Raw genomic sequence first — 14,670 nt, 5'->3', positions numbered from 1 at the left:
CACCCAGCCCAAGTAGCCTGCTGAGGTGGCTCTGTACCGCAAGTATCGACCGGCAACCTTCGCCGAGGTGGTCGGGCAGGAGCACGTCACCGAGCCGTTATCCATCGCTTTAGAGGCCGGCCGCATCAACCATGCGTACCTGTTCTCCGGGCCGCGAGGCTGCGGAAAGACGTCGTCGGCGCGCATTTTGGCACGGTCGTTGAACTGCGCACAGGGACCCACGGCCACGCCGTGCGGTGCGTGCGACTCCTGCGTGTCGCTGGCGCCGAACGCACCCGGCAGCATCGACGTGGTAGAGCTGGACGCCGCCAGTCATGGCGGTGTGGACGACACCCGTGAGCTGCGCGACCGCGCCTTCTACGCGCCGGCCCAATCGCGATACCGCGTGTTCATCGTGGACGAAGCCCACATGGTGACCACGGCGGGTTTCAATGCGCTGCTCAAGATCGTGGAGGAGCCGCCCGAGCACCTCATCTTCATATTTGCCACCACCGAACCGGAAAAGGTGCTGCCGACGATTCGGTCGCGCACCCATCACTATCCATTCCGGCTGTTGCCGCCGCGCACGATGCGGGCGTTGATCACGCGGATCTGTGAGCAGGAGGGCGTCGTCGTCGACGACGCGGTGTATCCGCTGGTGATCCGAGCCGGCGGAGGTTCGCCCCGCGATACCCTCTCGGTGCTCGATCAGCTGGCGGCTGGAGCCGAAGGTGGTCACGTGACCTACCACCGCGCCCTGGGACTGCTCGGCGCCACCGACGTCGCTCTGATCGATGATGCGGTCGACGCGTTGGGTGCTTCAGATGCCGCGGCGCTGTTCCGGGCGGTCGAATCGGTGATCGATGCCGGTCACGATCCGAGGCGCTTCGCCACCGATCTGTTGGAGCGATTCCGGGATCTGATCGTGATGCAAGCGGTTCCCGACGCGGCATCCCGCGGCGTGGTGGACGCCCCGGAGGACGTGCTGGACCGGATGCGGGAACAGGCGGATCGGATCGGGACGGCGACCCTGACCCGATACGCGGAAGTGGTACAGGCGGGGCTGGGCGAAATGCGCGGTGCCACGGCGCCTCGGCTGCTGCTTGAGGTCGTCTGCGCGCGGTTGCTGCTGCCGTCGGCCAGCGACGCCGAATCGGCGCTGTTGCAACGTGTCGAACGGATCGAGACCCGGCTGGCGATGTCGGTCCCCGTATCGGAGACGCCCCGGCCCGTTGCTGCCGCGCCCGCAGAACCGAAACCCGCGCCTGCGCCGGAACCCGCTCCAACCCCAGCGCCCGAACCGACTCCGGCCCCGGGTGAGCTCAACGCGGCCGCGGTTCGCAGCATATGGCGAGAGGTGCGTGACAAGGTGCGCCAGCGCAGTCGCACCACCGAGGTGATGCTGGCGGGCGCGACGGTTCGTGCGCTCGAGGGCAACACACTGGTGCTGAGCCACGATTCGGCGCCACTGGCCAAGAGGCTGTCCGAGCAGCGCAACGCCGACGTTATCGCCGAGGCGCTCAAAGACACGCTGGGAGTCGACTGGCGGGTTCGGTGTGAGACGGGCGCAGCCGAGCCCGCACCCAGCGCCCCGGCTCCCAAGGTGGAAGAGCCGGCCCCCGAAGTGAATTCCGCTCAGCGCGACGAAGAGGAAAGCATGCTCGCCGAGGCGGGCCGCAACGACGCGTCAGCTCCGCGTCGCGACCCCGAAGAGGTCGCGCTGGAGTTACTGCAGAACGAACTGGGCGCCCGGCGTATTGACGGCTAGGGCTAGGGCTGCCACCACGGCCGCAGCGGCAAGTTGTCGTCGCCCCAGACGTCAACGTTGGCGGCTAGCACGTGATGCAGCTGAATGTTGTTGCGTTCGAAGGCCACCCGTGAAGCTGCCATGTACAGACCCCACACCTTGGCGATCGGCAGACCGACCTCAACGACCGCCTCATCCCAGTGTTCGACGAGGTTGTGGCACCAGTCGCGCAGTGTCATCGCGTAGTGATGCCGGAAGTTCTCCTCGTGCAGCACCTCCAAACCGACCTCCTGGATCTCGGTGATGATGCGCCCCGACCCGGTGAGTTCCCCGTCCGGGAACACGTAGCGGTCGGTGAACCCGCCCGCGAAGGAGGTCGATTTGTTGTCGGGACGGGTAATGCAGTGGTTGAGCAGTAGGCCGCCGGTGCGCAATTTCGACTTGAGGAATCCAAAGTACGCGGGGTAATTCTTGACGCCGATGTGCTCGGTCAGCCCGATCGACGAAACCGCGTCGAAGCCGGTCTCGGCCACGTCCCGATAGTCGGAGTGCCGCACTTCAGCTAGTTCGCTCAGTCCTTCCTCTTCGATGGCTTTCTGCGCCCACTTGGCCTGCTCGGCCGACAGCGTGGCGCCTATGGCGCGGACACCTCGTCGGGCGGCGTAGCGCACCATGCCGCCCCAGCCGCAGCCGACGTCAAGCAGCTGGTCGCCCGGCTTCAGCCGCAGTTTCTCGAATATCAGCCGGTATTTGTTCTCCTGGGCCTCTTCCAGCGTCGCCTCGGGGTTGGGATAGACCGCGCAGGTGTAGGTCATGGACGGCCCGAGCACCCACTCATAGAAGGCGTTGGACACGTCGTAGTGGTGGTGGATGGCCTCGGCATCGCGAGTCTTGCTGTGCATCAAGCCGTCAACGGTCCGGCGCCACCGGGGCGGCGTCTCCTGCGGCGGTGGGGCGATCGGCAACAGATTCTCGACGCCGATCGAGCGCACCACGTTGGCCAGCACCCGTACCGACGGCCGTTTGAATTCGACCCGATCGGTCAGCGATATGAGCAGGTCGTACGGGTCGCCGGGATGTACGCCGTGCGTCTGCAGGTCGCCCGACACGTAGGCGCGCGCGATGCCGAGTTCGCCGGGGGCGGTGGCCAGATATGTGGCGCCGCGGGGGGATTTGAGTTCCAGACCCAAAACGGCGTCTTCGTGTCCGGCGGTACTGCCGTCGTACGCGGTGAATTTCAGCGGCTGCCGCCCGGATGCGGTAAAGATCTCCAGGATCTCAGCCATGCTGAGCTTGCTCCCGAACGGGTGCTGAGGCGTGGTTGTCGTCATCGTCGTTGCACCGCCTTTGCGTAGAGATCGAGAAGACGAGAGTCGGGGTCGTAAGTTTTCTTCACGGTGTTGTAAGACTCCCCGCCGTAGAGTTCGTCAAACTTCTCACGGGTGTAGTAGGAGTCGGAGTAGAGCGACTTGTGACCGTCCAGCTCACTCACCTTCTCCTCGATCGCCCGGTTGGTGGTGCCCTCGGTGGCGCCGACGGGCACCGATGACCAGAACCCGATGTTGACATAGCTGCGGTCGGGCCGGATCGGATACAGCGGCCAACCGTGGTGATCGCGCAACCGTAACGGGCACAACCAGATTGGCGAGATGGCAACATTGGCCAAGAACCACTCGAGGAAGTCGCGGGTCCGTTCGATCGGTACCTCGACGTCCTGCACCACCCGTTCCCGGGCCGGGCGCCCATGTCGGCGTTCGATCCGGTCCGCGATGTCGAAGCGCTGATCCAAGGCCACCAACTTCCAGTAGAAGCTGCTGCGCCGGTAGCGTCGCGGCCACCAGCGTCGCAATTTGGGGTTTTGGGCGCCAAACGCTCGCGAGCACCAGAACCAGTCGGTGTCCCAACGCCAGAAGTAATCGTGGATGGTCAACCGGTCTTCCTTGATTCCCGTCTCATGCTGGATGGACCGGTAGTAGATGTCTTGTCCGGTGTAGTCGCTCACGGGGCCGGGCGTTGCGGTCCGCCTGCCGACACAGAGGTAGCTTTCGTCGGCGCGGAACACCACTCCGTCGAGATAGTCCACCGCTACGCCATCCAACCCGCCCGTATCGATGATGCGTTCCATCGTCGCGAGCATCTCGGTCAACGAGCGAAATCGGATGTGGCGCAACGCCACAAACGGCATCACCGGCTCTAGCAGGATCCGGAGCCTGGTCGAATAGCCTAGTGTTCCATAGGAATTGGGGAAAGTCCGGTAAAGGTCGGCGTGCTGATCGGGAGATACGGTGATCAATTCGCCTGCGCCGGTGAGGATATCCATCTCCAGCACCGATTCGTGTGGCAGGCCGTTGCGAAACGATGCCGACTCGATGCCCAAGCCGGTAACCGCGCCCCCGAGCGTGATGGTCTTCAACTGCGGAACCACAAGTGGCGACAGGCCGTAACGCAGTGTCGCCGCGACCAGGTCCTCGTACGTGCACATGCCGGCCACGTCGGCGGTGCGCGCGTCCGGATCGATACTGATGACACCCGTCAGTCCTGACGTATCTAGGCCGGGTGCATCGCTTTTGGCCCGCGCCCGGAACAGATTTGAGGTGGGCTTGGCGAGCCGGACGGGCGCGGCTGGGGGGATGGATTGATAACTCGCCAGCAGCCGCTGGACGCCGGTCGTGTGTGCAGCCAGTGCGGATCCGGGGACAGGCATCACATATACCCTAGTCCTCGACAACAGACCGTGCATTGGGAGCAGAGGAGTTACAGCTGATGGGACAGGTGAGCGCAGCCAGCACGATCTTAATCAATGCTGAGCCCGCGGCCGCGCTCGACGCGGTGGCCGACTACGAGAACGTCCGCCCGAAAATCCTGTCTTCGCACTACAGCGAATACCAGGTGCTTCAGGGCGGTCACGGGCAGGGCACCGTCGCCAAATGGCGATTGCAGGCGACCGAATCGCGTGTTCGCGACGTGCGGGTCAACGTCGACGTCGCCGGCCACACCGTGATCGAAAAGGACGCGAACTCTTCCATGGTCACCAACTGGACGGTGGCTCCCGCGGGACCCGGATCCAGCGTCACCGTAACGACGTCCTGGACCGGCGCGGGCGGCGTCAAGGGCTTTTTCGAAAAGACCTTTGCACCGTTGGGGCTGAAGAAGATCCAGGCCGAGGTGTTGGCGAATCTGAAGACCGAACTAGAGGGTTAGCGTGCTTGGCCCTGGGTGGCCAGGAAACCCGCGACGCCACGAACCAGGGCGTCGGCGTATTTCTGTCTCCCCTCGGGGGACTCCATCAGCGCCGAGTCTGCAGGATTCTTCATGTTGCCCAATTCGACGAGGACCGACGGATACTGCGCCAGGTTCAGGCCGGCCAGATCCGAGCGCCCGTAAAGGCCGTTTTGGCCGATGTAGTTCGCCGGCGGAATGCCCGACGCCTGCAGCTGGTCGCGCATGACCCGGGCGAACTGCACCGACGGCCCGGACTGAGCCGCGTTGAGCGGTGGGGATGAGTAGTTGACGTGGAATCCCCGGCCGGTTGCGGGACCGCCGTCGGCGTGCAGGCTGACGACGGCGTTGGGGCGCAGTGAGTTGGCCATGTTGGCGCGCTCGTCAACGCACGGGCCGAGGGCGTTGTCATTGCCACGGGACATGGCGGTGCGTACCCCCAGCGCGCTGAGCGCGGCGCGCAGTCGCAGCGCTGTGTCCCAGGTGAAGGTGTGCTCGGGATAGCCGCTGTTGCTCGACGTTCCGCTGGCCTGGCAGTCCTTGGTGCCGCCGCGACCGGTGGGCACCTGGCGACCGATGGATGCGTCATTGGCTCCGTTGTGGCCCGGGTCGATGAACACGACCATGCCCGCGATGTTGGAGGGGACTGCGGTCGCTGTCGGGATGGTCGGCATCGCAGCGGCGACGAGCGCCCCGATGACCGTGGCGATTCCGACACGCAGGCTCACTCGTAGGTCCACGGCGCAAAGCTAACGCGGCGCGGTCTACGCTGGGTGTTTCAAATCGCCCGACAACCGCAGGCGAAACCAACTCGAGACCAAGATGCTAGGGGACTGTCATGCAACCCGGAGGCGATATGTCGGCACTGCTCGCTCAAGCGCAGCAGATGCAACAGAAGCTACTGGAGGCTCAGCACCAGCTGGCCAACTCGGAGGTGCACGGTCAAGCCGGTGGCGGCTTGGTCAAGGTAGTGGTCAAAGGCAGTGGCGAGGTGATCGGAGTGACGATCGACCCCAAGGTCGTCGACCCCAACGACGTCGAGACCCTGCAGGACTTGATCGTCGGCGCGATGCGAGACGCGTCCCAGCAAGTGACGAAAATGGCGCAGGAGCGGCTGGGGGCGCTGGCTGGGGGGATGCGCCCGCCGGGTGCGCCGGGTGCGCCCGGCGGGCCGGGAATGCCGCCGAGGCCCCCGGCGCCGCCTATGCCGCCCGGGCCGCCTGGCGCGCCGCCCGGGCCGGGGGTCTGACTTGCACCACCATGTTTGAGGGACCCGTCCAGGATCTGATCGATGAGCTCGGCAGGCTGCCGGGTATCGGACCCAAGAGCGCGCAGCGCATCGCGTTCTACCTGCTGTCAGTCGAACCGTCGGACATCGACCGCCTGACCGCGGTGCTGGCTAAGGTCCGCGACGGAGTGCGGTTCTGCGCGGTCTGCGGCAACGTCTCCGACAACGACCGGTGCCGAATCTGTTCTGATACCCGTCGAGATGCGTCTGTGGTGTGTGTCGTCGAGGAGCCCAAGGATATTCAGGCCGTCGAGCGCACCCGCGAATTCCGCGGCCGCTATCACGTTCTGGGCGGGGCCCTTGATCCGCTGTCCGGCATTGGGCCCGATCAGCTGCGAATTCGCGAATTGCTGAGCCGTATCGGTGAGCGGGTCGATGATGTCGACATCACCGAGGTGATCATCGCGACCGACCCCAATACCGAGGGCGAGGCGACGGCCACGTACCTGGTGCGGATGCTGCGCGACATCCCCGGTCTGACGGTGACGCGGATCGCGTCGGGGTTGCCCATGGGCGGTGACCTGGAATTCGCCGACGAGCTGACTTTGGGCCGCGCGTTGACCGGCCGCCGCGCCATGGTCTGATTTTCGCGAGATCGACGTTTTGCAGGTCGTTTCTCGCACGTTGTCTGCAAAACGTCGATCTCACGGATGTCGGTGGCGGGCGTCAGCATCTCCGCATGCGAGACGTCTTTATTGGCAGTGAGGCCGTGGCCGCCGGTCGGCTGACCAGGCACGAGCTGAAACATTGCTATAACGCGATATACCGAGGTGTGTACGTGCCTAAGTGCTCCGCACCTACGCTCCGCGATCGCACGATTGGCGCCTGGCTAGCCTCGAGCCGCCAAGCGGTCATCGCTGGTATCGCCGCCTCGGCACTGCATGGTGCCCGATGGGTGGACGACGACGTTGCCATCGCGCTGATTTCGCGCAATACCCGGCCGCAGCGCGGTGTTGTCGTGCGTCACGAAACCCTGCGCGACGACGAGGTCACCCGCGTCGCCGGTCTGCCAGTCACCACACCCGCCCGGACGGCGTACGACCTGGGTCGGCATCTCCCGCGAGGGGAGGCTTTGGCACGCCTCGACGCGCTGATGTGGGCGACGCCGTTTGCAATCGAAGACGTGGCGCTCCTGGCCAAGCGTTACGCAGGTGCACGGGGTCTGAAGCAGCTGCGGACGCTGTTGCCGCTTGTCGACGGCGGTGCGGCGTCGCCCAAGGAGACGTGGCTGCGGCTGTTGCTGATCGACGGCGGCTTACCTATTCCGACCACGCAGATACCGGTCCTGCACAACTGGCGCACCGTGGGCGTGCTGGACATGGGCTGGGAGGAACTCAAGGTGGCGGCCGAGTATGACGGAGATCAGCATCGCAGCGACCGCCGCCGGTACGCGCATGACCAGCGGCGGCTCCGCACGCTTGCGGAGTTGGGCTGGATCGTCGTCCGAGTGATCGCCGAAGACGCGTCGGAGGATGTGCTACGACGCGTGCGCGAGGCCCTAGCGAGCCGTCAGCCGCTCACGGCGCAGCAAGTCCACCTCGGGCAGCTCCAACGGCTGCAGCGAGCCGACCACCTTGCTCAGCAGTAGGTCGGCGAGTTCCGGGTTGCGGGCCAGGCACGGCCCGTGCATGTAGGTCGCGACCACGCTGCCCTGAACCGCACCGTCAACGCCGTCGCCAGCTCGGTTGCCCGCGCCCTTGACCACCGCGCCCAGCGGCGACGCCGCCGAGCCGAGGACGGTGCCGCCGCGGTGGTTCTCGAAGCCGGTCAACCGCTCCGTCAGGTCGGCCAGCAACGGCTCGCTGATTACCTCGCCGATGGTGCGTGCGTCTTGCGGCGCGGTGGTCACATCCAGCAGGCCGACGCCGTCAACCCGCTCTCCCGACGACGTCTCGTACCAGTGCCCAAGCACCTGAATGGCCGCACAGATTGCCAGCACGGGTGCGCCACGTTCGGCCGCGCGCTGCAGCCCGGGGTACCGAATGAGGTGCCGGGTGGCCAACCGCTGCGCGTAGTCTTCGGCGCCGCCCAGCGTGTAGAGGTCCAACGAGTCCGGCACCGGATCGGCCAGCGTGACCTCGACGATCTCGGCGGCGATACCCCGCAGTAAAAGCCGTTGGCGCAGCACCACGGCGTTGCCGCCGTCGCCGTAGGTGCCCATCACGTCGGGCAATACCAGCCCGATCCGCACCGCCGAGTCAGCCACGGCGCTCCAATGCCCGTTGCAGCTGCAGGAACGCGGTGTAGTTGGCGACGACCTCCACCCGTCCGGGTGGGCAGGACGCGATGGCCGCGACGGTGTCGTGCACCAGGGTGTGCCGCACTCCCGCATACCCGAGCCGCACCGCCAGGTCGGTGCCGCGTTCGCCAGCCGCTACAACTGCCGTCTCCTCGAAATGCTCAAACCGGACATCCCACAACCAGGACAGGTCTTCGCCGTCGGGCACTTGACCGTTGACCGCGATGACCACCCCGGCCGCGTGCTTGTCCACCATGGACAGCGCCTCCTGCCAGCCGGCCGGGTTCTTGGCCAGCAGGATCCGGGCTTCATGCGCGCCGATACCGACGGTGCGGTAGCGCCCGGCGACCTCGTCGACCGTTGAGACAGCAGCGACGGCCAAAGTGGGGTCAGCGCCCAGTGTGACGGCCGCGGCGACGGCCTGGGCGGCGTTGCCGCGATTGACCGCGCCAGGCAGCGCCAGCCGCATCGGTAGGGCCAGACCGTCGGGCCCGTAAAGGGTGTCGGCGTCGAACCACCAATGCGGGCTGGGGCGCTTGAAATCGGCGCCGGTGCTATACCAGTGGCCCTGGTCGCGGACGATGACCTCGCCACTGCGGGGGCAGCTGACCGAGTCGCTCGACCACGCGCCGCCCGCGGCCACCCACACCACCTTCGGGCTGTCGTAGGCAGCCGAGGTCATCAGCACGTCGTCGCAGTTGGCTACCACGACGGCATTGGGGTGTCTGGCCAACCCGGCCCGCAGCGTGCGTTCGATGACGTTGATCTCGCCGACCCGGTCCAGCTGGTCGCGTGACAGGTTGAGTAAGACGATGACGCTCGGTTCGACCGCGTCTGACACATGCGGTACGTGCATCTCGTCGACTTCCAGGGCCGCCAGCGTCGCGTGGCGGTCAGCGGCCAGCGCGGCCACCAGACCGGCGTCCATATTGGCGCCCTCGGTGTTGGTGGCCACCGGGCCCAAGGTGCCCAGGGCAGCCGCGGTCATCCTCGTGGTAGTCGACTTGCCGTTGGTACCGGTGACGATGACCGATCGACGGCCCGCGCCGAGTTGACGCAGCACGGAGCGGTCCAGGGCCATCGCGACCAGTCCGCCGATCATCGCCCCGGCCCCACGGCCGGTGACTCGCGACGCCCAGCGCGCACTCGCCCCCGCGGCGAGGGCCAGGCGTGCGCGGGCGGTGACCACCCGGGCAGTTTAAGGGCGATCGCAAGCTCGGCGCTCTTTGTCGAGCGCAGCGGGTCGCCCTCATCCAGCTAGAGCGGTGCTGTCGCAACCTGGGGTTGCGCGTAACCGGATCTGCACCGTTTACGCCGGCGAGCACACCTGCCGCATGACACTTCCACCACCGACTCATGCCCGAACCACCGGGGTGCACGGCGGGGTGCCTTGTCGCATAGCCGACGCGCCACTAACCACTGATCACCGACACGGTGTGGCTGCTGGAGTTGGCGACGTAGACGGCACCGGTGGTGGGGTCGACCGCTATCCCTTCTGGGTTGTTGCCGACGGTGATGGTGGCGGTGACGGTGTTGGTGGTGGGGTTGATCACCGACATCGTGCCGTCGTTGAGGTTGGTGACGTAGATGGCGCCGGTGATGGGGCTGACCGCCACCCCGAACGGGAAGGCGCCGACGGGGATGGGTGATCCGGTGACGGTGTTGGTGGTGGGGTCGATCACCGACACCGTGCCGCTGAACTGGCTGGTGACGTAGACGTCGCCGGTGACGGGGCTGACCGCCACCCCAGACGGGTCGTTGCCGACGGGGATGGGTGATCCGGTGACGGTGTTGGTGGTGGGATCGATCACCGACACCGTGTTGCTGAGCTGGCTGGTGACGTAGACGTCGCCGCCCGGGTTGACCGCCACCCCGCGCGGGAAGCCGCCGATGGGGATGGGTGATCCGGTGACGGTGTTGGTGGTGGGATCGATCACCGACACCGTGCCGCTGCCCTGGTTGGCGACGTAGACGTCGCCGCCCGGGTTGACCGCCACCCCGAACGGGAAGGCGCCGACGGGGATGGGTGATCCGGTGACGGTGTTGGTGGTGGGGTCGATCACCGACACCGTGTTGCTGTTGAAGTTGGCGACGTAGACGTTGCCGCCCGGGTTGACCGCCACCCCGCGCGGCGCGCCGCCGACGGGGATGGGTGATCCGGTGACGGTGTTGGTGGTGGGGTCGATCACCGACACCGTGCCGTTCGTGTTGGTGACGTAGACATTGCCGCCCGGGTTGACCGCCACCCCGTTCGGGCCGGCGCCGGCGCCGACACTGATGGTGGTCACGGTGCCGGCGGCACCACCGCCACCGCCGTTCCCGCCGGCCCCGCCGGACACACCGACAGCGGCCCCACCGGCACCGCCGGTGCCGCCGGCAGCGGTAAAGCCGGCCATGGCCGCGCCGCCGAGCCCGCCGTGACCGCCGCTGCCGCCGACCCCACCAACACCGCCAAGCCCGCCACCACCACCCACACCGCCGCTACCGCCGGCGCCGCCGGCCACACCAAACGCCGAGCCGGCACCACCGGTCCCGCCCACACCGCCCGAACCGCCCTGACCGAACAACCCCCAGCTGGCCCCGCCGGCACCGCCCGCACCACCCACCCCGCTGGCCGAGCCGACCGCGCCGACCCCGCCCGCGCCACCTTCCCCACCAGCCCCACCCGAGAACCACAACAACGCCCGACAGACCCCACCCGCACCCCCGACACCACCAGCCCCACCCACCCCCACCGTGGCGGCCCCGCCGGCCCCACCGACCCCGCCGGCCCCACCAAAGCCACCCAACCACCCACCAGCACCACCGACCCCGCCGACCCCCCCGGCCGCACCAGCGGCCCCAGCCGCCCCAGCCCCCCCAGCCCCGCCATTACCGAACAGCCCGGCATCACCGCCAGCCCCACCGGCCACCCCCACCGTCGTGCTGGCACCACCGTTGCCGCCATTGCCCCACAACAACCCCCCAGGCCCACCGGCCTGCCCCGGGGCCCCATCAGCCCCGTTACCGATCAACGGCCGCCCCAACAACAACTGCGTCGGCGCATTGATCAGGCCCAACAGATCCTGCTCCACGCTTTGCGCGCTCAGCGCCTCGGCGGCCGCATAAGCGCCCCCAGCGCCGGTCAACGCCCGCACAAACCCCTGATGAAACCCCGCCACCTGCGCACCGATCACCTGATACTCCTGCGCATGGGCCCCGAACAACGCCGCGATCGCCGCTGAGACCTCATCGCCACCAGCGGCCAACAACGTCGTCGTCGACCCCGCCACCGCCGCATTGGCCGCACTGACCGCCGACCCCAGACGCGCCAAATCCGCCGCCGCCGCCACCACCAGCTCCGGCGCCACACTCACAAACGACATTTCCCTACCTCCAGCAACCCAGGACCATCAGTGCTAGGCGAGCCACAGACGCGCAACTCACACGCGCCAATAACGCACCTCAGATCGGGATCGTCGGTGGCGGGAACCGCCTCGCCAAGGGCGTTTCCCACCAAACCGAGGGCAAACATTGTGCGTAATGCACCACGCGGGGCGGCGCGAGGTGGCCGGACAGCACGCGAAGCGCGGTACCGCCCAGGCCGCCGCTGCCGGGCTCACTCCCAGCGCGATCAGCGCCAGCCGGTCGACCCGCACACCCCTGGTGATCCGCAATCGCCGCCGCGCTGGATGATCAAGTCGACGCGGCAGCTGTCGACGGCGCTGACCGGTCAGGGTCATCGGTGCAGCGACTGGCTGGTGCGGCGGTTGTTGCACGACGCCGGGTCGGCCTGCAGGCCGCGGCCAAGCAGATCGAGGGCACCGCCACCCCCACCGCCACGCCCAGTTCTGCTATGTCAACGACCAAGTGCGCGCCCATCATTGGGCGGGTCAGCCGGTGATCGGCGCGGACACCAACGGCGTGGACATCAACAACAAGGAACTCGTCGGGCACTACACCAACGGCGCCACCCAGTGGCGACCCAGCGGCAACCCGGAGAAGGTCAAGACCCACGATGTCCCCGACAAGGACCTGGGCAAGGCGATCCCCTAGCCGGGTGCACGGCGGGGTGCCTTGTCGGCATAGCCGACGCGCCACTAACCACTGATCACCGACACGGTGTGGCTGCCGGAGTTGGCGACGTAGACGGCACCGGTGGTGGGGTCGACCGCTATCCCTTGTGGGTTGTTGCCGACGGTGATGGTGGCGGTGACGGTGTTGGTGGTGGGGTTGATCACCGACATCGTGCCGTCGTTGAGGTTGGTGACGTAGATGGCGCCGGTGATGGGGCTGACCGCCACCCCGAACGGGAAGGCGCCGACGGGGATGGGTGATCCGGTGACGGTGTTGGTGGTGGGGTCGATCACCGACACCGTGCCGCTGAACTGGCTGGTGACGTAGACGTCGCCGGTGACGGGGCTGACCGCCACCCCGACCGGGCCGTTGCCGACGGGGATGGGTGATCCGGTGATGGTGTTGGTGGTGGGATCGATCACCGACACCGTGGCGCTGAACTGGTTGGCGACGTAGACGTCGCCGCCCGGGTTGACCGCCACCCCGAACGGGAAGCCGCCGACGGGGATGGGTGATCCGGTGACGGTGTTGGTGGTGGGGTCGATCACCGACACCGTGCTGCCGTTGAGGTTGGTGACGTAGACGTTGCCGCCCGGGTTGACCGCCACCCCGACCGGGCCGTTGCCGACGGGGATGGGTGATCCGGTGACGGTGTTGGTGGTGGGGTCGATCACCGACACCGTGTTGCTGTTGAAGTTGGCGACGTAGACGTTGCCGCCCGGGTTGACCGCCACCCCCTCCGGCGCGCCGCCGACGGGGATGGGTGATCCGGTGACGGTGTTGGTGGTGGGGTCGATCACCGACACCGTGCCGTTCGTGTTGGTGACGTAGACGTTGCCGCCCGGGTTGACCGCCACCCCGTTCGGGCCGGCGCCGGCGCCGACACTGATGGTGGTCACGGTGCCGGCGGCACCACCGCCACCGCCGTTCCCGCCGGCCCCGCCGGACACACCGACAGCGGCCCCACCGGCACCGCCGGTGCCGCCGGCAGCGGTAAAGCCGGCCATGGCCGCGCCGCCGAGCCCGCCGTGACCGCCGCTGCCGCCGACCCCACCAACACCGCCAAGCCCGCCACCACCACCCACACCGCCGCTACCGCCGGCGCCGCCGGCCACACCAAACGCCGAGCCGGCACCACCGGTCCCGCCCACACCGCCCGAACCGCCCTGACCGAACAACCCCCAGCTGGCCCCGCCGGCACCGCCCGCACCACCCACCCCGCTGGCCGAGCCGACCGCGCCGACCCCGCCCGCGCCACCTTCCCCACCAGCCCCACCCGAGAACCACAACAACGCCCGACAGACCCCACCCGCACCCCCGACACCACCAGCCCCACCCACCCCCACCGTGGCGGCCCCGCCGGCCCCACCGACCCCGCCGGCCCCACCAAAGCCACCCAACCACCCACCAGCACCACCGACCCCGCCGACCCCCCCGGCCGCACCAGCGGCCCCAGCCGCCCCAGCCCCCCCAGCCCCGCCATTACCGAACAGCCCGGCATCACCGCCAGCCCCACCGGCCACCCCCACCGTCGTGCTGGCACCACCGTTGCCGCCATTGCCCCACAACAACCCCCCAGGCCCACCGGCCTGCCCCGGGGCCCCATCAGCCCCGTTACCGATCAACGGCCGCCCCAACAACAGCTGCGTCGGCGCATTGATCAGGCCCAACAGATCCTGCTCCACGCTTTGCGCGCTCAGCGCCTCGGCGGCCGCATAAGCGCCCCCAGCGCCGGTCAACGCCCGCACAAACCCCTGATGAAACCCCGCCACCTGCGCACCGATCACCTGATACTCCTGCGCATGGGCCCCGAACAACGCCGCGATCGCCGCTGAGACCTCATCGCCACCAGCGGCCAACAACGTCGTCGTCGACCCCGCCGCCGCCGCATTGGCCGCACTGACCGCCGACCCCAGACGCGCCAAATCCGCCGCCGCCGCCACCACCAGCTCCGGCGCCACACTCACAAACGACATTTCCCTACCTCCAGCAACCCAGGACCATCAGTGCTAGGCGAGCCACAGACGCGCAACTCACACGCGCCAATAACGCACCTCAGATCGGGATCGTCGGTGGCGGGAACCGCCTCGCCAAGGGCGTTTCCCACCAAACCGAGGGCAAACATTGTGCGTAATGCACCAC

The 14,670-nt window shown here is 67.7% G+C and carries 14 protein-coding genes; 7 read left to right on the top strand and 7 right to left on the bottom strand.

Annotated elements, in window-relative coordinates; translation table 11 throughout:
* Positions 1-25: 25 nt before the first annotated feature.
* A complete protein-coding gene (locus tag AADZ78_RS25925; RefSeq protein WP_085252801.1) occupies positions 26-1,747 on the top strand; it encodes a DNA polymerase III subunits gamma/tau in 1,722 nt (573 codons plus the stop codon).
* A gap of 2 nt (positions 1,748-1,749) precedes the next feature.
* Here the strand turns inward: AADZ78_RS25925 and AADZ78_RS25920 are convergent, their stop codons facing one another.
* Both AADZ78_RS25920 and AADZ78_RS25915 read right to left on the bottom strand, forming a co-directional pair.
* Complete coding sequence (locus tag AADZ78_RS25920) at positions 1,750-3,057, bottom strand: class I SAM-dependent methyltransferase (protein ID WP_204801377.1); 1,308 nt, start codon at positions 3,055-3,057, stop codon at positions 1,750-1,752.
* Positions 3,054-4,430 (bottom strand): FAD-binding oxidoreductase, encoded by a 1,377-nt coding sequence (locus AADZ78_RS25915; protein WP_204801379.1) that lies wholly within the window; start codon positions 4,428-4,430, stop codon positions 3,054-3,056. Before AADZ78_RS25915 ends, AADZ78_RS25920 begins: the two co-directional genes overlap by 4 nt.
* Positions 4,431-4,489: 59 nt before the next feature.
* Here AADZ78_RS25915 and AADZ78_RS25910 point away from each other — a divergent pair, with 59 nt between their 5' ends.
* Positions 4,490-4,927, top strand: a complete 438-nt coding sequence (locus tag AADZ78_RS25910) for an SRPBCC family protein (protein ID WP_085252803.1) — start codon at positions 4,490-4,492, stop codon at positions 4,925-4,927.
* On the opposite strand, the gene AADZ78_RS25905 is transcribed toward AADZ78_RS25910, so the two are convergent.
* The gene (locus AADZ78_RS25905; protein WP_085252804.1) at positions 4,924-5,685 is read right to left on the bottom strand and encodes an Rv3717 family N-acetylmuramoyl-L-alanine amidase; all 762 of its coding nucleotides are present in this window, start codon (positions 5,683-5,685) and stop codon (positions 4,924-4,926) included. The genes AADZ78_RS25910 and AADZ78_RS25905 overlap by 4 nt on opposite strands.
* 98 nt (positions 5,686-5,783) lie before the next feature.
* Between AADZ78_RS25905 and AADZ78_RS25900 the strand changes: the two genes are divergently transcribed.
* From AADZ78_RS25900 to AADZ78_RS25890, 3 genes are all read left to right on the top strand, one after another.
* Positions 5,784-6,194: a YbaB/EbfC family nucleoid-associated protein gene (locus AADZ78_RS25900; RefSeq protein ID WP_085252805.1), complete on the top strand. Its 411-nt coding sequence runs from the start codon at positions 5,784-5,786 to the stop codon at positions 6,192-6,194.
* 11 nt (positions 6,195-6,205) lie between these two features.
* Positions 6,206-6,817, top strand: a complete 612-nt coding sequence (gene recR / locus AADZ78_RS25895) for a recombination mediator RecR (protein WP_085252806.1) — start codon at positions 6,206-6,208, stop codon at positions 6,815-6,817.
* 95 nt (positions 6,818-6,912) lie between these two features.
* Positions 6,913-7,821 (top strand): endonuclease domain-containing protein, encoded by a 909-nt coding sequence (locus tag AADZ78_RS25890; protein WP_085252807.1) that lies wholly within the window; start codon positions 6,913-6,915, stop codon positions 7,819-7,821.
* On the opposite strand, the gene AADZ78_RS25885 is transcribed toward AADZ78_RS25890, so the two are convergent.
* From AADZ78_RS25885 to AADZ78_RS25875, 3 genes are all read right to left on the bottom strand, one after another.
* Positions 7,732-8,439, bottom strand: coding sequence for a type 1 glutamine amidotransferase (locus AADZ78_RS25885; RefSeq protein ID WP_085252808.1), 708 nt, complete (start codon positions 8,437-8,439; stop codon positions 7,732-7,734). The two genes, AADZ78_RS25890 and AADZ78_RS25885, sit on opposite strands and share 90 nt — an antisense overlap.
* Positions 8,432-9,661 (bottom strand): Mur ligase family protein, encoded by a 1,230-nt coding sequence (locus AADZ78_RS25880; protein WP_085252809.1) that lies wholly within the window; start codon positions 9,659-9,661, stop codon positions 8,432-8,434. Before AADZ78_RS25880 ends, AADZ78_RS25885 begins: the two co-directional genes overlap by 8 nt.
* A gap of 223 nt (positions 9,662-9,884) precedes the next feature.
* Positions 9,885-11,837 carry a PE domain-containing protein gene (locus AADZ78_RS25875; RefSeq protein WP_341343624.1) on the bottom strand — a complete coding sequence of 651 codons (1,953 nt, stop codon included), beginning with the start codon at positions 11,835-11,837 and terminating at the stop codon, positions 9,885-9,887.
* A 157-nt stretch (positions 11,838-11,994) separates the two neighbouring features.
* Here AADZ78_RS25875 and AADZ78_RS25870 point away from each other — a divergent pair, with 157 nt between their 5' ends.
* Both AADZ78_RS25870 and AADZ78_RS25865 read left to right on the top strand, forming a co-directional pair.
* Positions 11,995-12,147, top strand: coding sequence for a hypothetical protein (locus AADZ78_RS25870; RefSeq protein WP_204903533.1), 153 nt, complete (start codon positions 11,995-11,997; stop codon positions 12,145-12,147).
* A 45-nt stretch (positions 12,148-12,192) separates the two neighbouring features.
* A complete protein-coding gene (locus AADZ78_RS25865) occupies positions 12,193-12,507 on the top strand; it encodes an ISAzo13-like element transposase-related protein (RefSeq protein WP_085251285.1) in 315 nt (104 codons plus the stop codon).
* A gap of 44 nt (positions 12,508-12,551) precedes the next feature.
* Here the strand turns inward: AADZ78_RS25865 and AADZ78_RS25860 are convergent, their stop codons facing one another.
* A complete protein-coding gene (locus tag AADZ78_RS25860; protein WP_204903295.1) occupies positions 12,552-14,504 on the bottom strand; it encodes a PE domain-containing protein in 1,953 nt (650 codons plus the stop codon).
* Positions 14,505-14,670 lie beyond the last annotated feature (166 nt).

This window comes from Mycobacterium riyadhense, from assembly GCF_963853645.1.
In the GTDB taxonomy this organism is placed as follows: Bacteria; Actinomycetota; Actinomycetes; order Mycobacteriales; family Mycobacteriaceae; genus Mycobacterium; species Mycobacterium riyadhense.
Note: the sequence above shows the minus strand (reverse complement) of the source record. Positions and strands in the feature narration are given on the sequence as shown.